The sequence below is a fragment of the Methanospirillum hungatei genome, from assembly GCF_019263745.1.
GTDB classification, from domain to species: domain Archaea; phylum Halobacteriota; class Methanomicrobia; order Methanomicrobiales; family Methanospirillaceae; genus Methanospirillum; species Methanospirillum purgamenti.
Genome location: NZ_CP077107.1, coordinates 1,673,218 through 1,699,540 on the forward strand (window position 1 = coordinate 1,673,218; position 26,323 = coordinate 1,699,540).

Genomic DNA, 26,323 nt, shown 5'->3' on the forward strand with positions numbered 1-26,323 from the left:
GCCTGTTAGGAAAAAATAGATATTGGTTTTATCGAAACAAGGTACTGTTTGGATAGAGGTGCCGAAGACCGCGCCATGCTTCTTCTGCAACTGATTCATCTGCTTTTAGCTGTTCTTTTAGAGAATCCCTGACATCATTGTTGTGAGTGCCAAGACCACTGCTTTTTTCGAGCTCTTCATCTGTCTCGCTGCTTGTCACCAGGTAAAACAATAGTTTGGTAAGGTTCAATGCATCCGGATAGAACTCTGGACTTACTTTCATAGCACTTGCAGAATAATACACAGACTGGACATCAATCCGTTCAGAACTGTTCAGAGATCTGTCAGTCAGGCCATCGATGACCGGATTTACAATCGTCATGAATTCATCATCATCAAAAGGTTCTGAAGTATTTGTTGTAAGAACAAGTGGCATTGTCGTTGGATCTGATGCCGCTGAACAAATGCCGGAGAATGTTGTCATCACGAGGACTAACAGCACGATTGCCCATTGTTTCATTAACATGTTGTATCGCATGATTGTCTGTATCATCAGCAGAAAAAGGATCTTGTCCTCATTATTCGAACCGGTGGTTATGATGCATTGAAAAGCGTGTTTTTGATAAATAAACAGGCGTTGAGATGAGGACTATCACTGCCGAAAGATAAAAAACTGCAGTAATTCCTGCGTTATCCATAATCATTCCACATAGAAGAGGAGATATAATCATTCCAATACTCATAACCATGTTTACTGTCCCCATTGCAGCCCCCTGCCCAACATCACGTCCAGTAATCGTGACAAGGGCATACATCGCTGGAACAGATATTCCTCCTCCAATACCCATAATCAGGGCAAAGAGCATATAATTCCATAATCCTTCAAAACCAGGAACCAGGGCCAGGGCAAGTGCAACAATAATACATCCAACAGTAATGAGAACATATTTATCAAACCGATCTGCTAACCGTCCACATACCCTCTGGAGCAATGCGGTAGAGAGAACAGATACAGAAATTACCATCCCGGTCTCTCCCACGGATAAATTGCCAATATGAGCTGCAATAACCGGTAAAAATACCATAAACGTTCCATTAGCAAACGCGTTCATTAACTGGTATAAGAGAGGTATTCTCAGACCCGGATGAGTAACCAGGTTCATAATAGGTGTCTGCTCTTTTCGTGTACCCCGATAATCAGGTAAGAAAACCAGACATGTTATGAGCGCTACACCAGTAAGACCGGCCATACAAATAAAAGCCATATCCATTCCAGCAAGATCGGTAACGATCCCCCCCAGAAACGGACCAAATCCCATTCCAAGGAATAATGAACTGGTGAATGTCCCTAAATACCTCCCTTCCATTCCAGCCGGGGCGATATCTCCGATATATGCCATCGCTACCGGAAAAACCATCGCTGATGCAACCCCTTGGAGAAATCTGATTCCGGAGAGTTCAAGCACAGAATTTGCAGGAACATACAGGAGAGAAAATAATGCATAAATAAATAGTCCAATGATGATTATCTGCCGCCTCCCCTGGGTATCTGAGAACCTTCCAAAAAAAGGCATCGCAATTGCTCTTGATACAGCAAATGAAGAAAAAATCATGCCTATTCCAAAACCAGATGCACCAAGTGTTTCAGCAAACCGGGGAAGCAATGGAATAACAATACCGATTCCAAGCATTGTTGTGAAAACTGCAACATATAATGAAGTAAATAATAGCCGGTGATCCCTTCTTTCTGTCAGAACAGGATCTGAAATATGCATATACGTATATTATCCTTAATTCCATATCAGATTCGCTTGAATTATCCTCATCATGTGACCATCCTTATTATCTCATGAGACTGATATCCAGATGGAGTATCGTGTGATATGGCTGGAACAGATGTGAGTCAGGGGCAAGGTTTTCGTTTTCTAGGAGTCCTCGTGGATCTTGACAACACACTCTACGATTTTGGGACTGCTAAAGAAGAAGCCTGCAGACAGGTTGTCAATGCTGTTGGAACTGGGACTGTTGATGATCTGATTCGTGCATTTTTGTTCTCTCCATATGGTGTGGAAAGTCCAAAAGCTATTCAGACCTTTCTTACCGAGAAAGGAATTACCGATCCAGATGTGTTCATCCTCGCAGTAAATGTATATACCAAAGCAAAAATTGAGTCGATCAAGGCATACCCAGGAGTATATGAAACGCTCCTGAAAATACATACCGCTGGCCTAAAAATTGGAGCAGTCACGAATGCCAGCTTAGAGCATGCTTCTGAACGATTACTCCATATACAGGCATCTGATTTTTTAAACTGCCTTGTAACTCCCGATAGCACCGGTTTAAAAAAACCTGATCCTGCAATGTTCCTCCATGCTGCATCAATTCTGAAAATTCAGCCACATCAGCTCTGTGCAGTTGGAGATAATCTGGTAAATGACATTAAGCCGGCAAAACAGGCAGGAATGTGCACCATACATGCAGAATATGGAAACAGGCTCCCACCAGAGTTCTCTGAAGGTATCTGTGCTGATTTTTCAATATCATCATTTTCAGACATCCTTCCAATTCTGGGATTATAAAATCAGGTTATACTTTTACCCACAACAGATTCAACAGCCCGTTTCCAGTTTGTCATATCCTTAATGGTCTGAATATATCCTATTACTTTTCCGGATGTATCTATGATAGGAGATGCTTTTGCCCAGACATACGTCCCTTTTCCATTGTGAAATGCAGGAACAAATGCTTCGGTATAAAAACTATTGCCAACACGAGAAACCTGAGGAAATACCTGAATCAACTCTTTTGGAGGAAGATCAAAAAGATCCACAAGAACCGGCAAGGATGGCACATGAGTTTTTATAAGATCTTTATAACTCTGTGAGCCGATAATTTCCCGTTTTTTAAGACCTGTGAGGGTTTCCATCGCCTCATTCCAGGCAACTACCACTCGTTCACGAGAGATTATAAAGGTAGGATCACCCATCTGCTCAACTGTTCCTTCAAGTTGATCTACCATCAAGGCAAGAGACTCCTCGATGGCACGCTGGTTCGTGATATCCAATACAGAGATCAAAGTGCAAAGGTGTAACCCGTACCTATCAAGTACCCGCGATAAATGAACCTGTATTACGAGTGGTAGATTTTTATCATCAATATCAGAAAAAACACGAGTATAGTTACCCTTCTCCATTAATGCTGCACGGATATCAGGGACAGAGCCAATGATCTGAGGATAAAAACTCAAACTCCATTCTATTGATCTCCCAATAATGGTACCTTCAGGGACTCGAGAAAAGATACGTTTAAAGGATGGATTTGCATACATTATCACATCATCAGGCGTAATAATTGCCATTCCTTCGTATGAATGAGCAATTGCCGTATCTTTTATTTCAAGTTCTCTGACCATCTGAACATAATGAGTAACATCGTACAAGTACGCAATATGGCAAATCGATTTCTTGCCCTCATCGTAGACACCTGAAATGGTAACCGAGAGATGCATCTTTTTTCCATCTTTTCTGACACCTTCCACCTCAAAAGAAGGCTCAGGACTTCTGGAATTATTTTGCTCATGAACGATGTCTGGTAATGAAAAATTATCACCCGTGGCAAAATTATCAAAAGGAAGCTCCAGCACCTCATTCAGGTTATTATACCCCCAGAGATCGAGAAACGCTTTATTAACATATGTAATACAGCCATCAAGGGACAAAAGGGCAATTGGAACAATGGAAGAGTCCATAGCGTGACTTTTGATGAGAAGTTCAAGCTCTGAACGCTTCCGATCTGTGATATCTCTTCCTACCCCCTGATACTCAATCACTGCTCCATTCTCATCAGTCAGCATCCTGTTGACCCAGTGAAACCACCGATACGATCCTGATGGGAGAACAAACTCAAATTCTGTTTCAAAAACTGGTGATTGACAAGAACACGCACCTATCCCTTCCCTGACCAGTTGCACCACATGAGGAGTCATAAAGTCAAACAATGAATGGTGGGGTACTTCTGTTTGATTCAGCTGGAAAAGTCGACAAAATGCACCGTTTGCAAATGTTATAATGCCATCTTTGTCATATCGACAGATAAGTTCTGTTTGATCCTCAACAATGCCACGGTACCTCGCTTCACTGATCCGAAGCCGCTCTTCCATTTCGGTCTCAAGAGTAACATCCTCAATAATGAGCGTGAGACCAGAACGACCATTATCAAGTGCTGTTTTCAGATATTTTACTTTAAAAAAACGACGCCAGTCATATTTGCTAAATGTCACAACAGCAGTATGCTCTGACTCAGAATCAGAGCGAAGAAAATTATCAAAATGGAACGCATTCAGGATTTCATCTGACAGAATATCATATGACATACCAGTAACAGTTGAGTTATCCTGATCAAACATTCTGCAGAAACGTTCATTTACCTGGATAATCCGACCATCACTGGAAAGAACCAGAATCCCTTCCTTGGTAAACCCGAGAAGACTAGAAAGAGGAACACGATGTGAAAGATAAAAGACTTTGGCAGCTCCCATCTGCTGCATCTCAATCGTCCCTGAAATCTGAAGTATTTCAAGATATTTCGCTACTGAATTCCGGTTACATTTCAGCCGCTGTGAAATTTCAGAAATTGTAAGCCCTCTGGGGTAAATCTTAAGCAAACTACGAATTCGGTTAAGAAATTCCCCATCTTCAACCATATATCCTGTTCGTATGTTCTTTCCTGATAAACATATGCCATGCATTCTTTATACGAAAATTTCTCAATTCATTTGGATTGAAGCAGAGCTTTAGAATATTAAACCTAGCTGTGACCTCATTTTTCATCAAAAAAAACAGGAATAGTATTTCATATAACATGAATACCTACATATTCACGATTGAATTGAACAATTTCGAAAAAGAATTGTCATCGAGATAATTATAGAATGTCTCAATTATTCAAATCTCATGGAGCCTCTCTGATTAACAGTTTCACGGTAATACTGCTGGTTTTACTTTTAATTTCAGTTCTTTCTATCACTACCCTCTGGTATATAGATACAAAAAATCAGATCGAATCACGATATTTACTCCAAAAAAACCATACCGAACAGACCCTTCATCAATCAGTAATATGGATAGACAGTGGAATCCGCCTCTATGAATATTCATTTGAGCCAGGTCTTAAAAGTGCGATGAACCAGTATCTGGATGCATATAATACTTCAAAAGGTGAGATAGGCGCCATCAATCTCATCTCTTTAAAAAACCAATTTAATCAAACATATGGGGGTATTTGGGATCTTTATATTATTAATTCAGATGGAATGATTGAAAAGACTACATATAAACCAGATTTACATTTAAATTTCAGCCATTACAAATCTTTTTTTAAAACACTAAGCAATATCAGGGAAAATGGCGATTACGTTGTAGATAGAACAGTGAAAGGATTTGTGAAAGGATCGCCGAATAGGAAATTTGTGTATCAGGGAACACCTGACAAGAAATATATTCTAGAAATCAGCAGAAATTTTGAAGATTTCATTCCACCCGAGACAAAATCATCATATGAGGAACTCCTGAAAACGATCCCAGAACTTAATCCGGACGTGGTAGCAGTTGACCTCTATAATGTTCAGGGAGAAATCGTAACAAAATGGAATGCAAGTGAAGTATTCATACCAAACACTCCTGATCTCCAGCAATCTATCCTCAATACATTTACTAATAAAACAAACACAGCAGAAATAGGCCTTAAAAATCTTCAGGAGACAACATATATCTATCTTCCAATTCATGACACACGACATCCATCGTCTCCGATGATGAACCTTGCAGCCAGGGTTGTATACTCTACTGAAAAAATCCAGAGAACACTTGTTGAAACTACAATTATATACCTGATAATCCTGCTGTGTACCCTTTTACTTTCATTACTTGCAGTATGGCAGACCTCAAAATTGTTTTCAAAACCAGTAAAAGGACTTATTGGTGATCTGAATCTAATAGCCGATGGAAAATTGGATCATAAGATCCGATCAACCGGAATTTTGGAACTTGAGCAGATAGAATCAGCAATAAACCGGCTTGTTAAAAACCTCAAATCTTCAATTCTGACTCTTCGTAATCAGGAGATCCAGATAAAAAATGAACTTATACAGCGAATCCAGGCTGAAGAAAACATAAAGGTATTACTGAGTGAAGTTCAGGAAAAAGAGCAAGAGATAAAAAATAGTGAACAACGTTACCGAAGTGTCGTTGAGACACAAAACGAATATATCTGTCGATATACTCCAGATGGAACACACATTTTTGCAAATGAGGCGTATTGTAGACTTTTTGGGAAAAAATGTGTAAATATCCTTGGAACAAAACTCTCTTTAAAAATTCCTGCAGATGAGATAGCCGAAGTCAGGGAACATTTCTCTTCACTTACCCCTGATCATCCCGTCGGCCTTAATGAACATCACATCATTCTCCCAAATGGTGAATCCCGTTACATTCAATGGGTGGACCAGGCCTTTTTTTCTGATGATGGAACTGTTATCGAATATCAATCAGTAGGGCGTGATCTTACAGAACTTAAAAAACTTGAAAAAAGTCTTCATGAATCTGATGCCTTGTACAGGGAAACGGTGAATGCTATGGATGATGGGATATTTGTGACAGATAAGACACAAACCATAATTATTCATAATATCTGGAAGAAAGGGAGGAAAGAAGGATTAATTAAACCTCTTAAAGATTTTACCGGAAAATCTCTTTTTTCAATTTTAACATATCTGAATGAACCGGATTATCTGAATTATGAATATGTGTTTCATACCGGCAATATCTTCGTGTCTGAGAAGACTCTTAATCAGAATGACCAGATGACCATAGAAACAAAGATCATTCCTATCTTTGATGATGGTCAGGTAACAACAGTTGTGACCATTATACGGGACATATCTGCACGAAAACAAGCTGAAAAAGCTCTTCAAAAACTGAATCGGGATCTGGAAGAGATAATCTGGAAACGTACTGAAGACTTGCAGGAATCGCTCGATGAACTTGACGCATTCGCTTACAGTGTTTCACATGATCTTCGAGCACCAGTTCGGGCAATAGACGGGTTTTCACATCTCCTTTTAATGAAAAACAGTGATCTTCTCAATGAAGAAAGTAAGCATCTGATTGTCAGGATCCGTGAAGGTGTTATGACAATGGATCGCCTTATCCAGGATCTATTACGGTTTTCCAGGACCGGAAGGCAGCCATTATATGTTATTGATATAGATATGGCCAACCTTGTCAGAGGAGTAATAACTGAACTGACCAGTCAGCCAGAAAGTAGAAATATTTCAGTAAAAATTTTTGATTTGCCACATGCAAAGGGTGATACCGGATTAATACGACAAGTGTGGTTTAACCTAATCTCGAACAGTATCAAATTTACTCCCCCTCCCACTATCCCTGACATAACGATTGGTTCATATGAGAAAGAAAAAGAAATAATTTACTATATCAAAGACAATGGTGTCGGATTTGATATGCAGTACGCAGATAAAATATTTGAAGTATTTTCAAGACTTACTCCATCATCAGAAGTAGAAGGAACTGGAGTCGGTCTTGCCTTGGTGAAAAGAATTATTATCAGACATCATGGCAGAATCTGGGTACAATCTGAATCGGGCAAAGGAACAACGTTTTATTTCACAATGCAGGGGACAGATGGAGACGAAAGGAGACAGGAGGCTTGAAATCCTTCTCATTGAAGATAACCAGAATGATGTTGAACTATTTCTGAATGTTGTTGACTGGATAAATATGGGGGATCAGGTCAGGGTTTTCTTAGATGGAAGAGAAGCCCTGGATTTCCTCCATGGAAAAGGACAATATAAAGAGAATTCGTGTACCCTTCCATCAGTGGTATTTATCGATTTGAAAATGCCCCTTATCAGCGGACATGAAGTGCTCAAGGCAATCAGGAAAGATAAACGGACAAAAACACTTCCTGTTGTTGTGTTTACATCATCTGATCAGGAGACTGATATCGGGGAAACCTATCGATCAGGTGTAAATAGTTATGTAGTAAAACCGGTTCAGTTCGAAAAATATGCCGAAACAATCAGGGATCTCATTAATTACTGGAGAAATGTAAATATTCCCCCGGATCAATACAAATTTTCGGAATAGTACATATTTGCTTATTCTTTTCTTATTACTTCAAACCTGATCTTTCTTTCCTCTACAATTCGTGCAACGGACCTTTCTCGAGGAGAGAGAGAACTTGATCCGGTTTTTACTTCAACGATGACTATTTCATTCAGATTTCCTTCAGATAGCCCGTTAAAAATAATAAAATCAACAGGAGATCCTAAAAAACGAGCATCAGAGGGATTGTATGGGAATTTTGAAAACCAGGGAACAAGGTGCTCAGTAATTTTCCCTTTGATAACAGCATGAGAACGATGCACTGCGTCTTGACGAATTTTCTGTTCTTCACGAATCTGCCATTCTTTAAATAATCCTTCTGCCTGTATTTTTGCTCGTGAATCAGCCTCGTTCATTATCCATATATGCCATCGATCCTGCTCATCATGTTTCCATGTCTCAAATAAGACCTGAGCCTGACGGACCATCCTTTTTCTTGAGATTATTAGGGATATAACCAAAATACCAATCAGAACTATCAGGAACAGGATGATGAAATCAGGGTACAATGAAAGAGAAGATACAGAGAAAACCATTGTATGAATACCTGCTTATGAACCGGGAGAAAGAACTGACTTAATTGCCTTATCAAGACCAGTTTTATTATATGGCTTGGTCAGTACTCCGGAGAATCCGTATTCGGCAAATGCTACAATTGCCGGATCAGAGAGATCACCACTGGAAACGAGAACCTTAACCTCAGGATCTGATTCCCGGATGATTTGAACAACCTCCCTTCCTCCCATTCCTCCAGGAATGGTAAGATCGAGGTAACTATTCAGTCGGCTTAGGCTAATGCAAGATTTTGAGAGAGTAACGACTCTCCACTAATATCTTTGGTTCTATTTGGTGACCATGGAAAATTATGAAATGCTGAAACAATTCCTTCAATAACATTAATTCCATTTTTTCTTATAGTTGAGATGTAACTTCTGATCAGAGCAATCGCACTGGCTGTATCGAAGCTTCTAAATCCACCTGATATTTTCATTTTTACCTTCATCATACGAATATCTCTCTCGGCCTGATTATTGTCGAATGGAACGAGAGGATCATTTATAAATCTCAACACACTCTCTCTCCACTCTTTTAGCCTTTCGAGTAAGTTTCGTACAAATCCCTTTTTCTTCCTGCCCCTTTTTACTTCATCTACAACCGGTGGAGGATTTTCATCCAGTCCTATCTGTATCAATTCATCGTATGACTCCATCAGACTGGTACGAATGATTGGAGGAATAGGAACCCCAACTCCATGAAATATCTCTTTGTTTTCTTTTGCCCCTAATAATAACTCAATAAGATCATAAGGCCATTTTTGAGAGGTTTCTTCTTCAACCCGGATGAGTTCTCGGATAATATGAGCACAACAAAAACTGTGTTCGCAGGAATAGGAAAGATAAGGACCCCAGAAATCATGAACACTAATCCCATGAAATTCAGGAAGGATTCCAATATTATCCATTCCTTCTTTACCTCTTTTTCTCTGAAGGGAATAATGAGTTAGGTTAGGAGTACAGGTCACATGAAGCCAATGAAGTTTTCCTTCTACTCTGACTCCAGTTTCATCATTATGGATTACGGGCTCATTTTGAAGAACGTTTACAATATCATCCTTAAATGATTGTAATTTCTTCGCTAGATTGTGAGTTAAATTTACGATTGTTCCAGGACTAACAGAAAAACCGAAAAGAACTGAGCAGATTTCAGTTACTCGTTCATAAGGGATTAATTGATGATGAGAAAAATAGGTCAGATAAGATTTGACTCTGGATCCATATTGAACTGGATGTGTAACATCTTCGGGAAAATCCCCTGATGTTTTTAAACCACAATGAGGACAGCAGATAGTGAAAGACTGATGTTCTGTTATCTCGATTGTGGGAGGAGGGGGAAGATCAAAAACCTGTCTTTTTTCAATGCCGAGTATTTTTCCAGAAACAAGGCTATGTCCACATTTGGAGCATTCATGAGGTTTATGATATTCGATATGATCTGGATGAGGACTCTGCCTTAAGGTTGTCCCTTTATGGCCGGGTTGACCTCCCGGATATTTCTTTCGAGAATCTGATTTATTTCGATTCTTTTTAGCATACCCATCAGAAGATGGTGGTTTTCCGCTATTTCGACTATTGAGGTTTAGCCTGGATTCGAGTTCTTTGACTCTGGATTCTAATTGATCAATTCTTTCATGTAGGTGAACAATATATGCAATTACTTCAGGAGGACATTCAAGTATTTTGGCTTTGAGTTCTTCTGGAAAGTCCATTTGATAATTTAACGTTAATAGTCATTATAAAAAGATCTTTCGGTAAAAATGAATTTTTAGAAGAAGAGGACTAATATTAGAGTAGGTTTTCAGATGGACGGGATAAGGGCGCTGAGACCGGCTGAATAGTTACAGATCGAGAATAATAACATCATATGGAATACCGTCTTCACGTGCTTTTCTAAACGCCTCAAGTGTTTCTTCTCCGGTGAACGCGATCGTTGGATCGTAGCCCAGTTTTTTTAATAGAATACCGGTTATTTCACAGATCGCCGGTTCATCATCCATGAGAAGAATTCGATATGCCATATATTTCGATACAGAATGGTATGAACATCTGGTTATAAGACATTTATGAGTTGTTATGCTTTGACTCATCAGGTTCATGCATTATTAAAACTAACTTGTATCGGTTTTTGTGTATTTTCATCTATATCTTACCGATTCCTGCAATCTTGCCTGTCAATACTGCAGGGGTAAAATATTCGATACCCCTGAACTTGATTGTGATGACCTTGCCATTGATGAGTCTATTCCTGCTGAAATCACCTGGGATATGAGAGATTTGTTCCGATTCTTATCTCAGGATCCAGATGCGGTCCTTACTTTTATTGGTGGAGAGCCTACCTTGCGTCATGACTTGATATGTACAATTATGAATGAAGTTCAGGTAAAGAGATTCATGATACAGACCAATGGAACCCTCCTTCACAAATTACCATCAGAAATCGTAAACCGTTTTGATACTATCCTCATTTCAATAGATGGCGATCAGAAGACTACCGATCAAGGAAGGGGAGAAAGAACCTATGCCAGGGTCATGGAAAATATCAATCATATTAATGCGAACGGATACCGGAATGAAATTATTGCACGGATGACCGTGACCGAGCGAACAGATATCAGACAGGCAGTCCGATACCTCTCCCATAATCCGGATTATTCATTTTCCTCTATTCACTGGCAGATTGATGCAAATTTCTGGAATGATTATTCACTCCGTTCTTTTGAAAAATGGGCGCATAACTCATATATTCCTGGAATCCACCACCTTGCGAAGGACTGGCTTTTTATCATTCAAAAGAGTGGGAAAGTTCCAAAATGGTATCCATTTATAGATACCCTTGAGGATATCCTTTTGGGTAGGAAAAGTAGATTGCGTTGTGGATCCGGGTATTCCAATTATTCAATCCTAACTGACGGGAACATTGCTCCCTGTCCCATCATGGTGGGTATGAAAGATTACTATGCAGGATCGATTACCACTTCAAAACCAGACTCTCTTCCGATTATACCAGTGAAAGGGAGATGTGAAACGTGTGACATTCTGGATTTTTGTGGAGGAAGATGCTTGTATTCATCCATTTTGCAGCCCTGGCCGAATGAAGGAGTTGAGCTGGTGTGTAAGACAGTTCGGGCTCTTCATGATGCGATCAGTGGGATAGTTCCAGAAATTCGGGAACTTATTGAAAAAGGAAATATTACTCTGAACGATTTTGCTCATGAAAAATTCAACGGGTGTGAGATAATTCCATAAAGGCAATTAGGGTTTCCACTCTTATCTCACGATAAATTATGACTATTGAGCCCAAAATGTACGTACATGAAAATATCAGTCCTTGCCAGTGGAAGCAAGGGCAACTGTGTGTATATAGAAGGCTCATCTGGCGCTGTTATTATTGATGCTGGGCGTTCAGCAAGGGAAATACTTGGAACAAAAGTTCGGAGAGGACGACTCCAGGAGGCTGGAGGAAAACGTGAACTTATCCAGGGAATTCTCATCACCCATGAACACGGTGACCATGTGAAAGGTCTTGGGCCTCTTGGGAATGCCCTGAAAGTGCCGGCTTATGGGACGAGTGGAACACTGGATGCAACAAACCGGATGATTCAGTCAAAAAAGAATTTTCCGTTCCAATCAATCCACCCCGGTGATCCCGTTTCCATCGGTGATTTTTTGGTAACATCCTTTTCAGTTTCGCATGATGCAATCGATCCGGTTGGGTACCTTATTGAAGAAGATGGGGTTCGCCTCTGTTACTGTACAGATACCGGTATGGTAACGTCAGGTATGCTGGAAATGTTAAAAAAGTCTGATGGTGTAATCCTTGAGTCGAATCATTGTCCACAGATGCTCAAAGACGGACCATACCCGGCCTTTCTTAAACGGAGGATAGCCTCTTCACGGGGACATCTCTCGAATGAAGATGCCGGGACAGTCCTTGCAGAAATTTCCCAATCAATCCATTGTGCCATCCTAGCTCACCTGTCAGAGGAGAATAATGAGCCGGGACTTGCTATCAGAAAAGCCCATGAAGCCCTTGGCCTTGCAGCAGATGATGTAGACCTCTTTGCTGCATCCTCGATTGATACCAGTACACGGCCGGCACATAGAAAACCGAAAGGTGATTGCAGATTTCAATGTACTGATGATTGTTGGAAGATTTCTATTTCCCTTTAAATCTCATAACCATGTTGTTTTCGGAATTTTCAGATCTGTGTAAACGTCTTGAAAAAATTTCAGGAAGACTGGATACTATCGCCATACTTGCTGAGAGTATAGCCCGCCTCTCTGATGATGACCTTCCCCATTTTTGCCGGCTTATCCTGGGAAAACCGTTCCCTGAGTGGAGCGGGAAAAAACTCGGAATTGGCCCGAATCTTTTGTACGAAGCAGTGGCATATGTCACGGGAAGAAAACGTGAAGAGGTGATTGATCGTCTGAGTCGGGTTGGAGATGCTGGTGCTGCGGTAGAAGAACTTCTCTCCCAGAAATCACAGACATCTTTTTTCACGGTTGAACTGACCCTTACAGATGTTATGGCCGCCCTTGTTGAGATATCCGGAATGGAGGGGGGTCGTTCCCAGAAAGAAAAGATCAGGGTTATTCAGCGAATACTATCCAGTGCTTCACCTCTTGAGGGTCATTATATTACTGCAATTCTCCTCGAAGATTTCCGGATTGGGGTTGGAGAAGGAAACCTTCGTGATGCCATTGCTCAGGCACTCGCGGTAGATCCAAGCCTTGTTGAGTATGCAAACCAGGTCAGAAATGACATGGGAGAAGTTTCAGTGCTGGCACGAAAGGGAGAAGATGCTCTTCGCTCAGTACGGCTGGTCCCGTTCCATCCGGTCAGGATGATGCTTGCACGGCAGGGAACCATCTCTGGTGTTTTGGAGGAGGGAGATCCGGTTGCAGTTGAGTATAAATACGATGGAGCAAGGTTTCAGTTTCACAAACAGAACGGGATCTGCAGGATGTACTCAAGGCGGCTTGAAGAGGTTACAGCAGCTATGCCTGATGTCGTCGCACTCCTCGATAATGCTCTTCTGGATGATGTGATCGTTGATGGAGAAGTCATTGCTGTTCAGGAAGGACACCCCATGCCATTTCAGACGGTCCTTCGAAGATTTCGGAGAAAACACAATGTTGCGAAGGCAGCAGATGCCATCACACTGATTCCAAACCTCTTTGATATTCTCTATTACAATCAGGAAATGCTCATCGACCTGCCATTTCAGGAGAGAAGGGAGATGTTAACCAAAGTTGCATCGCAGTATGTGACACCACAACTGGTATCCAGTGATGAAACAGAGATCGAAGCATATTATCATGGAGCCCTTGATGCCGGACATGAAGGAGTTATGTTAAAAATACAGAGATCGCGATATACACCCGGTGTCAGAGGGAAAGACTGGGTAAAAATAAAACCTGAAGCAGACACACTGGACCTTGTTGTAACGGGGGCTGAGTGGGGAGAGGGAAAACGTGCTCATGTCTTTGGATCATTTCTTCTTTCCGTCAGGAGTAATGGGAAACTGGTCCCACTAAGTCGGGTTGCAACCGGTTTTTCTGATGAACAACTGAGCTGGCTGTTTACAACACTTCAAGATGATATTATTCGGAAAAATGGAAAAATGGTCTTCTTTGAACCACGACTTGTTTTTGAGATAGGATACTCAGAGATTCAGAAAAGTCCCAATTACGAAGGTGGGTATGCTCTCCGGTTTCCCAGGTTTATTGAAGTAAGAGAAGATAAAGACCTGAAAGAAGCAAACACTGCAGAAGACGTCGAAGAAAGATATATACAGACTCATCGCCCCCTACAAACACCCTAAAATATCTATTCAGAAGATAATCCTTTGATTTTGACAAAAAAGACAGAGAATTCTTTTTCTGAATTTCATTTTCTCCGTTTAAAACTTTCCATTTACCAAATACCTTTATCTTAATTGCTATCGCATTCTTATACCCGCTGGTCTCTGATGATGAGACCACCCTAATAACCTTACAGGAGGGATGGCGAATGAATGGACTACATCTAATTGCTGATATGTACCGCTGCACCTGCACTGCTGATCTACTGTGTGACCAGAGCAAGTTAGAGAAACTCTGTGTGGATGCATGTATGAACGCTGGTCTTACCCCGCTTGGAACATATTTCCACCAGTTTATGGATGAAAATGGAAATAAAGCAGGAGTCACGGGCAACGTGGTTCTGGCAGAGTCACATCTCGCCATCCACACCTGGCCGGAGAATAATGGGGTGACTCTTGACGTATATGTCTGTAACTATAGCCGTGATAACAGTGATCGGGCAAGACAGACATTCAATGAAGTAGCTTCTGCTCTTGCTCCTGGAGAAATGGCAAGTCATGAAGTAATCAGGGGAGAGATCAACGCTGCCGGAGTTGCAGAAAGCTGATCCATGGATTCAAACAATTTTTCGGATTTCCTCTGCGAACCACTGAACGGTAACAGCGGATTTTTCTTTAAAAAGGGAACACTGCTTGAACGGGGTGAAACACCTTTTCAGGTCTATGAGGTTTGGGATACCCCAGAACTTGGAAGACTGTTCAGGCTTGACGGGTATTTCATGACATCAGAACGGGATGAGTTCTTTTATCATGAGAATATGATTCATCCCGCCCTTATCTCTCATCCTGATCCAAAGACCGTCCTCATAATCGGTGGAGGGGACGGTGGATCTGCAGATGAGGTATTCAAGCATCCATCTGTAAAACGGATTGTTCTCGTCGAACTGGACAAGGCTGTTGTTGACCTTTCACGAAAATACTTTGAATCAGTTCACCACGGATCCCTTGATGACCCACGAATAGAGATTCTTATCGAGGATGGACTGAAATATGTCAGGGAGATAGGACCAAGAGAAGGAGAGAAGTTTGATCTGATCGTACTGGACCTGACCGATCCCCTGGGTCCGGCTGCCGAACTCTACTCACCGCGATTTATGGCAGATTGCAAGGCACTTTTGAATGAGGGAGGTATGTTTGTCCTGCATATCGGACCGCCGGTGTATGCACCTGAGCGGGTATCTGGCCTAATGAAAAACCTCATCAGTGTCTTTCACATCGTGGCTCCCTACTTTGTGTATATCCCACTCTATGGAAGCCTGTGGGGCATGGCCTGTGCATCTGATAAGAGAGATCCCAGACAGATAACCAAAGCCAATGTTGATGAGATTATCCGGGATCGTTCTCTATCGGATCTGCAATATTATAACGGGGCAACCCATGAAGCAGGATTTGCCCTGCCTGAGTACCTGAAAAAAATTCTTTCTTTGTAAAAAATTTTTTAAAAATCAGCGGTGGGTAAAGTACGCCACCGCTGGATTGCCAGTTGCATCAATTCGTGCAAACCCGACACGCTCAAACTGGACAATCCGATCTTTCGTGGCGACTGCCTCAGGTTCACAAACCCCAATGACATCTCCTTCCTGAGTTTTCAGGGTGCAGGGATTTGCATGTTTTTCCGGAAGCCACTGAATGATCGGGGCTTTTTTACTTCTGGCTTCCTGAAGGTCATCACCAGCATATTCACCTCTCACGATATCTCCTTCACGAAACACTTTGATATTGAAGAGATCCTTGAGTCTTAAAAATTCCGCACCTGATGCTAAGTCAGCTCGTGGGAGGTAGATTGTCCCCTCATAGGGTATTTCTCGATACCCTCTTGATTCATCACCGGGGTATCTCATAGCTTTTGCCACTACCTTCTCACTTCCGGATATGAGAACACGTACAGGATCCGGAACAAAGAAGAACCGGTCTGCATTACTATCGATGATATCTTTGTTCTTGGCATAGAGGTTTTCCCAGGAGAACTGAATATCGGTTTCCCCAATACCAATTTCTACAACAGCATTTCTGACTGCCTGGGGTTGAATACCCCGCCTTGCCATCGCACGAAGTGTCCCAAGCCTGACATCGTCCCATCCGGAATATTCACCAGACTGAATCCCGGCTCGCATCTGAGAAGTTGAGAGGACCACACCCTCAATACCCATCCGGCCATAATGACGATAAACCGGGGTTTCCCATCCCATATAATTAAAGATAAACTCCTGTCGCTTCGTGTTCGCAATATGATCCTTCCCCCTGATAACATGAGTCATTCCAAGCAGGTGATCATCAACAGCAACGGAGAGATTCATGAGCGGATAAACGATGGCATCTACCCGCTGGTGTGGTGTGGAGGTCAGGATCCGGAATAGCGGATAATCACGCATTGCAGGGTCTGGATGGTTCAGGTCGGTTTTTAACCTGACACCAACTTCTCCTTCGGCAAATACTCCCTCGAGCATCTGTTCAAAAAGATCCATCGCCTCTTCAGGAGACTGACTCCGACATGGACAGGCGGTCTTGTGCATTTTAAGATCTTTAAACTTCTCGTTATCACATCGGCAGACATAGGCATGGCCTTTCTGAATGAGCTCCTTTCCGACCTCATAATATTTTGGGAACCGATCTGACTGGAAGATAGTTTCAGAGATGGAAAGGCCCATCCATGTGATATCTTCCCTGACCATATCATAGGCCTCGGGATCCACCCGTTTCGGATCGGTATCTTCTATCCGGAGGATATATTTACCGCCATATCGTCTGATGTACTCATCGTTGAGAAATGCAGCCCGTGCATGTCCAAGATGAAGAGGTCCAGAGGGATTCGGAGCAAACCTCATGACCACTCCTCCCTCACTTTTTGGAAGATCCGGAAGGCCAGCCTTCTTCTTCTCTTTCTTTTCGAAGAGAGATGCATATTGATCAGGAGCCAGAGTCTTCAGTTTCTCTTCACGCTCTTCAATAGACAACGAAGAGACCTCATCAAGGACAGAGCCAAGCAATCCTTTTATCTCAGCAGCTTTTGAACGAAGTTCCGGATGGGTTCCAAGGATGGCCCCCATAACTGCGCCTGCTGCCGGGACGCTTTTATGCTTGACTGCATTCAAGAGAGCTGCGATAAGTAAAACAGAACGTGTATCGTCCATCAGTAGTCCCTTCTGATAAAGTACCAGGCTAACTCAGCAAGCAGGTATTTCTCCATCGTATCTGACAATACAGAAAGATCATGAATTGCAGAGGTTATCATCGATTCAGCATCTTTCTGAACCGTATCAATTACACCCTTATCTGTCAACATGGTGATAAGTGATGCAATTTCTTCATGATTTAACGGACGACGCCATGGCTTGAGGTCAATCCCCTGCTCCCGTGCAGTGATAGCAATAAGAGTCTGCTTTCCTTCCCGGATATCAGAGGCTTGATCTTTGCCGGACTTTGCCGATGACGCAAGCAAGTCGATGAGATCATCCTGGATCTGAAACGCTGCTCCTATCCTGCATCCGTAATTATAAAGGCCGTCCACCTGTGCATCAGAACCACCAGCTAAAAGAGCACCTATTGCTGCAGCAGCACCATACAATACCCCGGTTTTCTTTGTTACCATCTCAAGGTATTCGTCTCTGCTGACAACGCCACGCTCTTCAAAGGACATATCCTGTTGCTGTCCCTCACATATCTCCTCACAAGTGCGGGCAAGAAGCGCTATCGCTTTCACTTTCGGTTCTTCAGGCGCATCAGCGGTACAGATAAGAGAAAATGCACGGGCATATAATACATCACCGGCAAGAATCGCAGCCGGTTCTCCCCAGAGCGTATGAACGGTCTTTTGCCCCCGCCTGAACTCATCTTTATCCATGATATCGTCATGGATGAGCGTAAAGTTGTGAGTCACTTCAAGGGAAAGACCAGCCGGCATGATAATTTTTGAAGAACCGGGCTTTACTGCATCAGCTGCCAGTTTAAATAAGGCAGGGCGGAGGCGTTTTCCTCCGGCAAATAACAGGTGGTTCGCCGCCCTTGAAAGAGCGGTTTTCGGATCTCCATAACTATCCTGCAAAAGAGAATTGACCTCTTCTGCAGTTTTTTTAAGATACGTCTCAAGCTCCATACGCATTCTGTTTCCATTATGCCAGTTTTTGTCTCTGACCATTCGCCATAAGGAAGAAATCCTTGTTCAGAGTGTACCCAAGCTCAGTTGCTAAACCCAGATATTCCGATGTGAGATCAATTCCACCATGAGCTGATACTATATACTGCGGATTGAGCATATGAACAAACTCATAATGATCTTCGCAATAAGCATGACCACTCACGTGTAATTCATCAAACAACCGGGCTCCCTGAGATTTCAACATGGTAAACATCCGGTACCTCTGAGCACGATTCATATCATTCGGGATCAGCTGGGCACTGATCATGACTTTATCACCGCGTTCGATTTTATAGGGTGTATCATTCTGGGCAATTCTGGTGAGAATTGATCCAGGTTCGCCCTGATGACCGGTGACTATGGGAACATACTGCTCTTTTCCTGACTTTATAAGTCGACGCAGAGTTCGTTCTACGACCCGGCGGTTGCCAAAGACACTAGTGGTATCCGGGAATCTGACCATTTTCATCTGCTCTGCAGTAACACAGAATCGTTCCATTGATCGGCCAAGAAGCAATGGTTTTCGACCAATTTCATGTGCACATTCGGCGATCGTTTTTACACGGGCTATATGTGATGCAAATGTGCTGACGATGATTGCATTTTTATCATCCTCATAACTTGTCATCACATCACGGACCATGTTTTTCGCTATCTGTTCACTTGGACATCGGCCTTTCCGGTTTACATTTGTCGATTCTGTGATCAGACAGAGTACCCCTTCTTTACCGATCTTTTTAAACTTTGCAAAGTCCGGTGGTTCACCTAAAACCGGGTTTCGGTCTAATTTAAAATCAAGGGCATAGATAATTGCTCCTTTCGGAGTATAGAGAGCAACGGTTGCTGTATCAATTATACTATGCTGGGTCCGGATAAACTCCATCGACAATGTATTTGAGATATTATACCGCTGTCCATATTTAATTGAAATCAGTTTATTACTGACTCCAAATTTCTTTTCACCCTCAATCTGTTGCTTTACTAGCTCTATGGTATAGGGAGTCCCGATGATGGGTGCATTATAGCGATGAACTAACTTAGGCACTGCCCCAATATGATCCAAATGACCATGTGAGAGGATGACTGCTTTTACCGTCCCTTCGAGCTGGTTCATTACCGTGTCATCCGGAATAACACCCATCTGAATTAAGTCCAGTGAATGGGAGTTTTCCATTTCAATTTCGGGGTACATCATCAGGGAATCAAGCCTGATACCCATATCAAATATTATTATTTCTTTGCCACAGCGGACGGCGGTCATATTTCGCCCAAATTCATTATACCCGCCCACTGCAAGGATCTCAATGTCCAATTCTCTCTCCTCCTTGAAGGTTTTCTATCATTTCCCGTGTCTTACCGGTGAGATACCACCGGGCCTGTGGTAACTCGGATATTCGGGATTTTCCGGTAAGAAACATACTTATCCGGAGTTCCTGATGGATGATCCGGATTGTTTCCCGCAATGTATCAGGGCCCTCGAAGGCAGGTTTTAAAAGGGGAAGTGCCATTCCGGTAAGACCGGCACCCATTACCAGTGCCTTTGCCACATCTATTCCGGATCGAAGCCCTCCGCTCGCAATTACCGGCCCCCCGCACCTGGTAACTTCATATAAACTTACAGCGGTAGGAAGGCCCCATTCTCCAAACCGCTCACCTAATCCTTTCAGGTACAGATCTTCTCTGCCTGCAACACTTCCTGACCGGTGACTTTCAATGAGAGCCCATGAAGAGCCACCATACCCACCGATATCTATACAGGCTGCACCTGCTCCATAACATCTTATTCCGGTTTCATACGAAATGCCCGAACCGGTTTCCTTCACAATAACCGGAACCTTCAGTTCTCCGCAGAGTTCACGAAGTGCGGCCTGACAGCCACCTGCATCATGATCTCCTTCGGGTTGTATTGATTCCTGCAAAAAATTGAGGTGAATTGCAAGAGCATCAGCATCAATCATCTCAACTGCCTGTTCAGCCCATTCAATCCCATGATCTCGCAACTGAACGATGCCCAGATTCCCAACAATAAAGGTATTCGGGGCTTTTTCCCTGACAATAGAGAAGGTATCTGCAAGATCCGGATTTTCAATCGCTGCCCTTTGAGATCCTACGCCAATACCAAGACCAAGTTCACCAGCAATTTCTCCTAAAACTGCATTGACTTCCTTTGTCTCCGGATGTCCTCCGGTCATTGCAGAAATAAACAGGGGTGAGCCGAGATCATGCCCTAAAAATCTGGTTTTCAGGGAAAGACTATCCATATCGCTGTCGGGGAGTGCTTCATGGACAAGTCTGATTTCTTCAAATCCCGTCGTTCCTGTTTCAATGTTCTCATCAAGACATATACGAAGATGGTCTAACTTGCGGGAGGAGGTAAATTCTCTTCTGTTCATGCAACATCCTCCGGCATGATCCGGGTTCCTCCATGATCAGCCCCGCTTAAAAACTCCTTGAGTCGTGATATATGGAATATATTTGACTCAATGCCCATATCAGCAAGGCGAAGGAGTTCTGTAATTTTTCCTTTCATTCCTCCGGTAACATCTACAGAGCCGGAGCCTCCAATCCTTATGGTATGCGCCATTGAAGGGCGCAGTTCCCTCACAACTGACCCATCAGCATCAAGCAGACCGGCAACATCAGTTGCGAGACCGATGCGTTTCATACCCAGCTGTTGTGCCAATACCCTGACCAGTTGATCACCGGAAATAATACATGCTCCCTTCTTTGTATCCATTACTACATCACCATGGAGGACAGGAACCAATCCCAGACTCATCATAAGGTTCAGGTGATCCAGGCAATATCCGGTTAGTTCTCCCTCTGAAGCAACCATCCCTTCTAGTGGATGTACACTTATCGCTTCAATTCCTTCGTTTCGAAGAGTTTTAACGACAAGTTCATTTAATCCTGATACCGCAATATGGGTTTCATATATCCCTTCTCTGTTCTCTGTTGAGACGCCATACTGAATTTTATACTGCTGAGCTTGCGGATGTCCGCATGATCCTGCACCATGAATAAGAAGAAGAGAAATATCTGCAAATTCTTTGAGTGATCTGGCTACCTCTTGCAGGATGTTCTCACGAATAACTCCTACCTCACCACTTTCCTTATCGGTGATGACACTCCCGCCAAGTTTTAGAATAATTCGATCAGGCATCCCGCTCCTTTCTCAACCCTTCTGTATCAATACAGGTGATTATTGCCCGGCCATCAAATACCTCAATGGCTCCTGCTATCCTGGCCCGAATATTTTTCGGAGCAAGAGCTACCATGCAGCCGCCACCACCTGCACCGGTGATTTTTGCCCCAAAAGCACCGGTCGAACGAGCTGCAAGTACTAATCTCGAGAGTTGGGGGTGGCCGACACCCAATGTCTCAAGGAGATTATGATTCATATCCATCAGTTTTCCAAGATAAACCGGTTCATCGAGATGTTTCATGGCATCCATGACGATTGCTTCAATAGAATCCAAAACCGGGTTTATGATTGAGGGGTGTTTTTGTTTCAGTTCAGCTACTTTTTCAACCATCCTACTAGTTGAATGTGAAATCTGACTGTTGCCTATTACAAGATGATAATTTTGAGGAGCAAGCCGCTTTCGTGTTCCTTCTTTAATGAGAAACATCCCACCATAGGTTGAAACAGTAGTATCTGTTGCACTGGCCCGGCCTTTTTGCACTTTTTTCTCTATTTTCCAGGCCATTTCAGCTATTTGCTCACGGCTTCTCCCCATATCAAACTCATCATTTATCGCTGCAAGTGTAGCAACCGTGACTGCAGCTGATGACCCAAGTCCCGATGAACTTGGTAATTGTGAATTGATATATACACTCCCCTTCACACCAAATTCACGAAAACATTGATCAATATATGGAGATTTCGCCTGATGTGGATGGTTTGTTCTCCTTACGGTAACATATACTCGTGGTCTTATTGCAAGTGCTATCCCGGGTTTTTGATAGAGAACTGCATGTTCACCGAATAAAAACACCTTACCGGGTGCACTCCAGGTTGCCACTATTGCACCGCCAAAGCCGCATACCCTACGACCTGATCATAATCACCACTTGTCTCTCCTGAAGTGGTATATTCGAGCAGGTCGCACCGGTTTTTACCCCGGGTCTTTAACACTTCAATCATGCATCCTATTGGACCATATCCACAGGCTGTGATGTTATGCGACTTTATTCTGGAAAAAAACTCAGGAACATCCATACGTACAAGTGCCTCTATTGCATAGTGATCGTCGCGGTATGCCTTGTCATGAGAGACATAATGAGAGAAGTCACTTGATGCCACGATTTTTACCGGTTGTTCATATTTTTCCAGAGCTTCGATTATGATTGATGATATCCGATGCACTTCTGAAAGAGTCTGTTGACCCATCATGAGAGGAAGAATTCTGGATCGCGGAAACCGATATTGTATAAACGGCATCTGTACTTCCAGAGAATTTTCAGATCCATAACTCATCGCCCGTTCATCTATTGGGAGATGTAGATATGCTCCCAGATCTGTATCAGGTTCAAGGATTCCAAGTGGAGTTTCCCAAGGAATCTGAGAGATACAGGAAGGAAAACCCCGATGACTGGGACCTATTACTAGAAATGTCCCATCAAACTGCTCATCGAAAGCAGCAAATGCCTGAGCTGCAGTCCTGCCGGAGTATACATATCCGGCATGGGGAGATACAATCCCCGCTGCATCACCGGAAAATGCACAGCTCCGGAAAAGTTCAGACAGAAGTTGCCTGAGACGTCCGGGTTCACCAGGATAAAACATCCCAGCCACTGTACTAGCCCTGCTCTTCATGGACGAGGAATTGAACCCAGGTACGTTTCAGGATATCGGTTCCAACTGAACGTTTATCAGGAAATTTACATCTCGGTTTCGAAGTCTTCAGGGGTCAGGGAAGTGTTGTATCCTTTATGTCGGAGGAACTCCTTGGTCAGGAGGAAGTATATCATAGAGAGTGCCTTGCGCCCTTTATTGTTGGTTGGGACTACTACATCCACAAGGCTTGTCATATTGTTTGTATCACAGAGAGCGACTACAGGAATGCTGACCTGAATTGCTTCCTTGATAACCTGCAGGTCACTGACCGGGTCAGTCACAACAACAACATCCGGCTCTGCATATCGTGGCAGTAATGGATTTGTCAGGGTTCCCGGAATATATCTGCCGATGATCGGGGTTGCTCCGATAGAATCTGCAAACTTGCGTGCAGGATACTGACCATACTGACGTGAGGTCACTACCAAGATCTTTGCCGGATCATACTGGGAAAGGAATTTTGCGGCAAGTTTTATCCGCTCATCGGTTTCCCTGATGTCCAGAATATATAATCCATCTCCGCGGACGCGGTAGATGAAGTTCTTCATGTCGCTGCTCTTCTGCTGGGTTCCGATGTGAACACCTGCTGCAAGATACTCTTCAACTGAAACGAGTGGTTCGTTCAGTTCAATCTCCATTTCATTTCCGTTCATAGATACTCTCCTCAATCCGCATGAGTTCGTTTAATTTGGCTGTCCGCTCCCCGCCGACAACCCCCGTTTTTATAAATATGCACTGAAATGCACATCCAAGATGAGCGATGGTTGTGTCTTCAGTCTCACCAGACCGGTGACTCATGACCGTTTCCAGCCCATGACGCTGTGCAAGGTGAATAGCTTCACAGGTGTCAGTCAGTGTGCCGATCTGATTTGGCTTGATAAGCACACAATTCGCACTCCCATGAGATATCCCTTCCTGGATACGCTTTGTGTTGGTTACAAAGAGGTCATCTCCACAGATAAGACACCTGTTTCCAGCCTCCCGATTCAGGGCAGCAAAACCGGTATAGTCTTCTTCATGGAGAGGATCCTCTACATATACCAGATCATACTCGTCAATCAGGTCAGCAATATACGTAACCTGTTCTTCTGGTGATCTGGTTGTCCCGTCCCGATAACGGTACATCCCTGACTCAGGATCGTACATCTGACTTGCTGCCACATCTATTCCTGGACTTATTTCAAATCCTGTTTCATCTGAAACAAGAGAGATGGCTTCAGTCAGTATCCCAAATGCATCAGGATCAGAGATCGGGGGAGCCCAGGCCCCTTCATCCCCTTTTCCTGCATGTATTCCACGTTTTTTCAACAGATCATGCACTGTTGCATGTACCTGCGCATTGGCGAAGATACCATCACGCACACTTTCGCAGCCGGTTGGCACTACGAGAAATTCCTGAAACTCTGTAGCATGGGAAGCATGAGCACCGCCCCCAATGACATTGCCAAGGGGCCTTGGTGCATAATCCACAAAAATACCTCCGAGATGTTGCCAAAGCGGAATATTTCGCGAATCAGCTGCTGCTTTCGCCATAGCGAGTGATAATGAGACCGTAAGGTTTGCTCCGATTTTGGAGAAATTGTCGGTCCCATCTATCTCATGGAGCAGAGCATCTACACCGATCTGATCTGATGAATCAATCCCGATCAGATGTGGGAGCACCTGGTTTTCGGCTTCAGATATTGCAAGAGCGGGATCACGAACAGCCGCTTCGTATATGCCCGTACTTGCACCACCCGGTGCTGCTGCTCTACCAAACCCATGTTCAGTTCTGACCTCAGCTTCAACCGTCTTTCTTCCTCTGGAATCGAGGATGGTTCGCAGAGTTATTGCGCGCGTGATGGTCATCCGATACCTATCTCCGTTTCACTGTTATCGGAATAACCTCACGGTCGAATTCCTCCATTGCTATCTCAAGTGGATCAATACTTGAACTAGCAATGAGGATCGGGGCACCCATAGATATCTGAAGTGCCCGGGCGCCGACAATCCGCGCCTTCTCATAGCGAGTATAAGTTTGCATGCGTAACTCCTCAAAAATCCGTTGGCACAAGAATGGGGTCGCTGAGATTCGAACTCAGGTCAGAGCGTCCCGAACGCCCTAGGATGGTCCAGGCTACCCTACGACCCCTCATTGGTATGGGTTAAGCTCGTCAATAATCTCCTTGTGCGTGAGTAACATACGCCGGCAACAATACCGATCCATTCCGAGATCGTCGAGGATCCTTTTTGGATCCTCGCTCGCATCCCGACGGCGTTTATATTCCTCGTATGCTGTGGAGATTACCTTTCCGCAGGTGAAACAGCGAACCGGTATCATCTGGTTGCTCCACTAATGTTATTGTTCATCCTAATAAAGCTCACCGGTATGATTTCTGGAATTTCTTCCGTGCCCCACGACCATGTGGCTTTTTGGCTTCTTTCTGACGTGAGTCATTCACGAGCAGACTGCGATCATACACGTGATATACATCTTTCATACGGGGATCATTATGCCACTTGACAATTCCCCTGGCAAGAGCAGTACGTGCCGCTTCTGCCTGTCCCATGACGCCCCCTCCGGCTACCTTAATGGAGACATCCACACCCTCCAGCACATCTGGAAGTAGCTGAAGTGGTTCGGATATCTTCATTCTGGCAAGCTCGGTGGAGAACACATCAAGTGACAGAGAGTTAATGCGAACTACCCCTTTACCAGGCCGGAACGTTGCCCGGGCAACCGCGGTTTTTCTCTTTCCACTGGTATTGATTATTCTCATCAG

Annotated in this window: 27 protein-coding genes and 1 tRNA gene; 8 read left to right on the forward strand and 20 right to left on the reverse strand. The window is 43.4% G+C overall.

Going from position 1 to position 26,323, the window contains the following annotated elements:
* Positions 1 to 28 precede the first annotated feature (28 nt).
* Together KSK55_RS07930 and KSK55_RS07935 are read right to left on the reverse strand one after the other, a co-directional pair.
* On the reverse strand, positions 29 to 532 hold the full coding sequence (locus KSK55_RS07930) for a hypothetical protein (protein ID WP_218608816.1): 504 nt from the start codon (positions 530 to 532) through the stop codon (positions 29 to 31).
* A gap of 25 nt (positions 533 to 557) precedes the next feature.
* Positions 558 to 1,754, reverse strand: coding sequence for an MFS transporter (locus KSK55_RS07935; RefSeq protein WP_218608817.1), 1,197 nt, complete (start codon positions 1,752 to 1,754; stop codon positions 558 to 560).
* Positions 1,755 to 1,862: 108 nt separating this feature from the next.
* On the opposite strand from KSK55_RS07935, the gene KSK55_RS07940 reads away from it, so the two are divergent.
* A complete protein-coding gene (locus KSK55_RS07940) occupies positions 1,863 to 2,558 on the forward strand; it encodes an HAD family hydrolase (protein WP_218608818.1) in 696 nt (231 codons plus the stop codon).
* A 2-nt stretch (positions 2,559 to 2,560) separates the two neighbouring features.
* Here the strand turns inward: KSK55_RS07940 and KSK55_RS07945 are convergent, their stop codons facing one another.
* On the reverse strand, positions 2,561 to 4,681 hold the full coding sequence (locus KSK55_RS07945) for a PAS domain S-box protein (protein ID WP_218608819.1): 2,121 nt from the start codon (positions 4,679 to 4,681) through the stop codon (positions 2,561 to 2,563).
* Between the two features lie 228 nt (positions 4,682 to 4,909).
* Between KSK55_RS07945 and KSK55_RS07950 the strand changes: the two genes are divergently transcribed.
* Both KSK55_RS07950 and KSK55_RS07955 read left to right on the forward strand, forming a co-directional pair.
* Entirely contained in the window at positions 4,910 to 7,708 is a 2,799-nt protein-coding gene (locus KSK55_RS07950; protein WP_218608820.1) for an ATP-binding protein, read from the forward strand.
* Positions 7,680 to 8,144, forward strand: a complete 465-nt coding sequence (locus KSK55_RS07955) for a response regulator (protein ID WP_214420226.1) — start codon at positions 7,680 to 7,682, stop codon at positions 8,142 to 8,144. The genes KSK55_RS07950 and KSK55_RS07955 overlap by 29 nt, the downstream gene beginning before the upstream one ends.
* 11 nt (positions 8,145 to 8,155) lie before the next feature.
* On the opposite strand, the gene KSK55_RS07960 is transcribed toward KSK55_RS07955, so the two are convergent.
* The 4 genes from KSK55_RS07960 to KSK55_RS07975 form a co-directional block, all read right to left on the reverse strand.
* Positions 8,156 to 8,698, reverse strand: a complete 543-nt coding sequence (locus tag KSK55_RS07960; RefSeq protein ID WP_218608821.1) for a Holliday junction resolvase-like protein — start codon at positions 8,696 to 8,698, stop codon at positions 8,156 to 8,158.
* 15 nt (positions 8,699 to 8,713) lie between these two features.
* Entirely contained in the window at positions 8,714 to 8,908 is a 195-nt protein-coding gene (locus KSK55_RS07965) for a response regulator (protein ID WP_218608822.1), read from the reverse strand.
* Positions 8,909 to 8,949: 41 nt separating this feature from the next.
* Positions 8,950 to 10,428 carry an IS66 family transposase gene (tnpC, locus tag KSK55_RS07970; protein ID WP_218607127.1) on the reverse strand — a complete coding sequence of 493 codons (1,479 nt, stop codon included), beginning with the start codon at positions 10,426 to 10,428 and terminating at the stop codon, positions 8,950 to 8,952.
* A gap of 129 nt (positions 10,429 to 10,557) precedes the next feature.
* Entirely contained in the window at positions 10,558 to 10,737 is a 180-nt protein-coding gene (locus KSK55_RS07975; protein ID WP_218608823.1) for a hypothetical protein, read from the reverse strand.
* Positions 10,738 to 10,846: 109 nt separating this feature from the next.
* Between KSK55_RS07975 and KSK55_RS07980 the strand changes: the two genes are divergently transcribed.
* The 5 genes from KSK55_RS07980 (at position 10,847) to speE (ending at position 16,016) form a co-directional block, all read left to right on the forward strand.
* Positions 10,847 to 11,965, forward strand: a complete 1,119-nt coding sequence (locus KSK55_RS07980; RefSeq protein ID WP_218608824.1) for a TIGR04084 family radical SAM/SPASM domain-containing protein — start codon at positions 10,847 to 10,849, stop codon at positions 11,963 to 11,965.
* 66 nt (positions 11,966 to 12,031) lie between these two features.
* A complete protein-coding gene (locus tag KSK55_RS07985; RefSeq protein WP_218608825.1) occupies positions 12,032 to 12,889 on the forward strand; it encodes an MBL fold metallo-hydrolase in 858 nt (285 codons plus the stop codon).
* 11 nt (positions 12,890 to 12,900) lie between these two features.
* Complete coding sequence (locus KSK55_RS07990) at positions 12,901 to 14,547, forward strand: ATP-dependent DNA ligase (RefSeq protein WP_218608826.1); 1,647 nt, start codon at positions 12,901 to 12,903, stop codon at positions 14,545 to 14,547.
* A gap of 188 nt (positions 14,548 to 14,735) precedes the next feature.
* On the forward strand, positions 14,736 to 15,134 hold the full coding sequence (speD, locus tag KSK55_RS07995; RefSeq protein WP_214420220.1) for an adenosylmethionine decarboxylase: 399 nt from the start codon (positions 14,736 to 14,738) through the stop codon (positions 15,132 to 15,134).
* 3 nt (positions 15,135 to 15,137) lie between these two features.
* The gene (speE, locus tag KSK55_RS08000) at positions 15,138 to 16,016 is read left to right on the forward strand and encodes a polyamine aminopropyltransferase (protein ID WP_218608827.1); all 879 of its coding nucleotides are present in this window, start codon (positions 15,138 to 15,140) and stop codon (positions 16,014 to 16,016) included.
* Between the two features lie 15 nt (positions 16,017 to 16,031).
* Here speE and KSK55_RS08005 read toward each other — a convergent pair whose 3' ends face one another.
* The 13 genes from KSK55_RS08005 to KSK55_RS08065 all read right to left on the reverse strand — a co-directional run bounded on the left by KSK55_RS08005 (position 16,032) and on the right by KSK55_RS08065 (position 26,323).
* A complete protein-coding gene (locus KSK55_RS08005) occupies positions 16,032 to 17,717 on the reverse strand; it encodes a glutamate--tRNA ligase (protein ID WP_218608828.1) in 1,686 nt (561 codons plus the stop codon).
* Positions 17,717 to 18,679: a polyprenyl synthetase family protein gene (locus KSK55_RS08010; protein ID WP_218608829.1), complete on the reverse strand. Its 963-nt coding sequence runs from the start codon at positions 18,677 to 18,679 to the stop codon at positions 17,717 to 17,719. Before KSK55_RS08010 ends, KSK55_RS08005 begins: the two co-directional genes overlap by 1 nt.
* A gap of 16 nt (positions 18,680 to 18,695) precedes the next feature.
* Complete coding sequence (locus KSK55_RS08015; RefSeq protein ID WP_214420216.1) at positions 18,696 to 20,033, reverse strand: RNase J family beta-CASP ribonuclease; 1,338 nt, start codon at positions 20,031 to 20,033, stop codon at positions 18,696 to 18,698.
* The gene (gene fni, locus KSK55_RS08020; protein ID WP_218608830.1) at positions 20,023 to 21,114 is read right to left on the reverse strand and encodes a type 2 isopentenyl-diphosphate Delta-isomerase; all 1,092 of its coding nucleotides are present in this window, start codon (positions 21,112 to 21,114) and stop codon (positions 20,023 to 20,025) included. Before fni ends, KSK55_RS08015 begins: the two co-directional genes overlap by 11 nt.
* Positions 21,111 to 21,884: an isopentenyl phosphate kinase gene (locus KSK55_RS08025; RefSeq protein WP_218608831.1), complete on the reverse strand. Its 774-nt coding sequence runs from the start codon at positions 21,882 to 21,884 to the stop codon at positions 21,111 to 21,113. The genes fni and KSK55_RS08025 overlap by 4 nt, the downstream gene beginning before the upstream one ends.
* Positions 21,877 to 22,746, reverse strand: coding sequence for a mevalonate kinase (mvk, locus tag KSK55_RS08030; protein WP_214420213.1), 870 nt, complete (start codon positions 22,744 to 22,746; stop codon positions 21,877 to 21,879). Before mvk ends, KSK55_RS08025 begins: the two co-directional genes overlap by 8 nt.
* The gene (amrB, locus tag KSK55_RS08035) at positions 22,746 to 23,540 is read right to left on the reverse strand and encodes an AmmeMemoRadiSam system protein B (RefSeq protein WP_218608832.1); all 795 of its coding nucleotides are present in this window, start codon (positions 23,538 to 23,540) and stop codon (positions 22,746 to 22,748) included. The genes mvk and amrB overlap by 1 nt, the downstream gene beginning before the upstream one ends.
* 65 nt (positions 23,541 to 23,605) lie before the next feature.
* On the reverse strand, positions 23,606 to 24,214 hold the full coding sequence (gene rpsB, locus KSK55_RS08040; protein WP_214420211.1) for a 30S ribosomal protein S2: 609 nt from the start codon (positions 24,212 to 24,214) through the stop codon (positions 23,606 to 23,608).
* Complete coding sequence (gene eno, locus KSK55_RS08045; protein ID WP_218606548.1) at positions 24,201 to 25,409, reverse strand: phosphopyruvate hydratase; 1,209 nt, start codon at positions 25,407 to 25,409, stop codon at positions 24,201 to 24,203. The genes rpsB and eno overlap by 14 nt, the downstream gene beginning before the upstream one ends.
* Positions 25,410 to 25,416: 7 nt before the next feature.
* Positions 25,417 to 25,584, reverse strand: coding sequence for a DNA-directed RNA polymerase subunit K (locus KSK55_RS08050; protein WP_214420209.1), 168 nt, complete (start codon positions 25,582 to 25,584; stop codon positions 25,417 to 25,419).
* A 33-nt stretch (positions 25,585 to 25,617) separates the two neighbouring features.
* A tRNA-Pro gene (locus KSK55_RS08055) sits at positions 25,618 to 25,692 on the reverse strand.
* Positions 25,693 to 25,881, reverse strand: coding sequence for a DNA-directed RNA polymerase subunit N (locus KSK55_RS08060; RefSeq protein ID WP_214420208.1), 189 nt, complete (start codon positions 25,879 to 25,881; stop codon positions 25,693 to 25,695).
* A gap of 40 nt (positions 25,882 to 25,921) precedes the next feature.
* The gene (locus KSK55_RS08065) at positions 25,922 to 26,323 is read right to left on the reverse strand and encodes a 30S ribosomal protein S9 (protein WP_214421288.1); all 402 of its coding nucleotides are present in this window, start codon (positions 26,321 to 26,323) and stop codon (positions 25,922 to 25,924) included.

Coding starts and splice junctions, on each gene's coding strand:
- KSK55_RS07930 (WP_218608816.1), bottom strand. CDS start 532: ATGATACAGACAATCATGCGATACAACATGTTAATGAAACAATGGGCA.
- KSK55_RS07935 (WP_218608817.1), bottom strand. CDS start 1,754: ATGCATATTTCAGATCCTGTTCTGACAGAAAGAAGGGATCACCGGCTA.
- KSK55_RS07940 (WP_218608818.1), top strand. CDS start 1,863: ATGGCTGGAACAGATGTGAGTCAGGGGCAAGGTTTTCGTTTTCTAGGA.
- KSK55_RS07945 (WP_218608819.1), bottom strand. CDS start 4,681: ATGGTTGAAGATGGGGAATTTCTTAACCGAATTCGTAGTTTGCTTAAG.
- KSK55_RS07950 (WP_218608820.1), top strand. CDS start 4,910: ATGTCTCAATTATTCAAATCTCATGGAGCCTCTCTGATTAACAGTTTC.
- KSK55_RS07955 (WP_214420226.1), top strand. CDS start 7,680: ATGGAGACGAAAGGAGACAGGAGGCTTGAAATCCTTCTCATTGAAGAT.
- KSK55_RS07960 (WP_218608821.1), bottom strand. CDS start 8,698: ATGGTTTTCTCTGTATCTTCTCTTTCATTGTACCCTGATTTCATCATC.
- KSK55_RS07965 (WP_218608822.1), bottom strand. CDS start 8,908: ATGGGAGGAAGGGAGGTTGTTCAAATCATCCGGGAATCAGATCCTGAG.
- tnpC (WP_218607127.1), bottom strand. CDS start 10,428: ATGGACTTTCCAGAAGAACTCAAAGCCAAAATACTTGAATGTCCTCCT.
- KSK55_RS07975 (WP_218608823.1), bottom strand. CDS start 10,737: ATGGCATATCGAATTCTTCTCATGGATGATGAACCGGCGATCTGTGAA.
- KSK55_RS07985 (WP_218608825.1), top strand. CDS start 12,032: ATGAAAATATCAGTCCTTGCCAGTGGAAGCAAGGGCAACTGTGTGTAT.
- KSK55_RS07990 (WP_218608826.1), top strand. CDS start 12,901: ATGTTGTTTTCGGAATTTTCAGATCTGTGTAAACGTCTTGAAAAAATT.
- speD (WP_214420220.1), top strand. CDS start 14,736: ATGAATGGACTACATCTAATTGCTGATATGTACCGCTGCACCTGCACT.
- speE (WP_218608827.1), top strand. CDS start 15,138: ATGGATTCAAACAATTTTTCGGATTTCCTCTGCGAACCACTGAACGGT.
- KSK55_RS08005 (WP_218608828.1), bottom strand. CDS start 17,717: ATGGACGATACACGTTCTGTTTTACTTATCGCAGCTCTCTTGAATGCA.
- KSK55_RS08010 (WP_218608829.1), bottom strand. CDS start 18,679: ATGGAGCTTGAGACGTATCTTAAAAAAACTGCAGAAGAGGTCAATTCT.
- fni (WP_218608830.1), bottom strand. CDS start 21,114: ATGAACAGAAGAGAATTTACCTCCTCCCGCAAGTTAGACCATCTTCGT.
- KSK55_RS08025 (WP_218608831.1), bottom strand. CDS start 21,884: ATGCCTGATCGAATTATTCTAAAACTTGGCGGGAGTGTCATCACCGAT.
- amrB (WP_218608832.1), bottom strand. CDS start 23,540: ATGAAGAGCAGGGCTAGTACAGTGGCTGGGATGTTTTATCCTGGTGAA.
- rpsB (WP_214420211.1), bottom strand. CDS start 24,214: ATGAACGGAAATGAAATGGAGATTGAACTGAACGAACCACTCGTTTCA.
- eno (WP_218606548.1), bottom strand. CDS start 25,409: ATGACCATCACGCGCGCAATAACTCTGCGAACCATCCTCGATTCCAGA.
- KSK55_RS08050 (WP_214420209.1), bottom strand. CDS start 25,584: ATGCAAACTTATACTCGCTATGAGAAGGCGCGGATTGTCGGCGCCCGG.
- KSK55_RS08060 (WP_214420208.1), bottom strand. CDS start 25,881: ATGATACCGGTTCGCTGTTTCACCTGCGGAAAGGTAATCTCCACAGCA.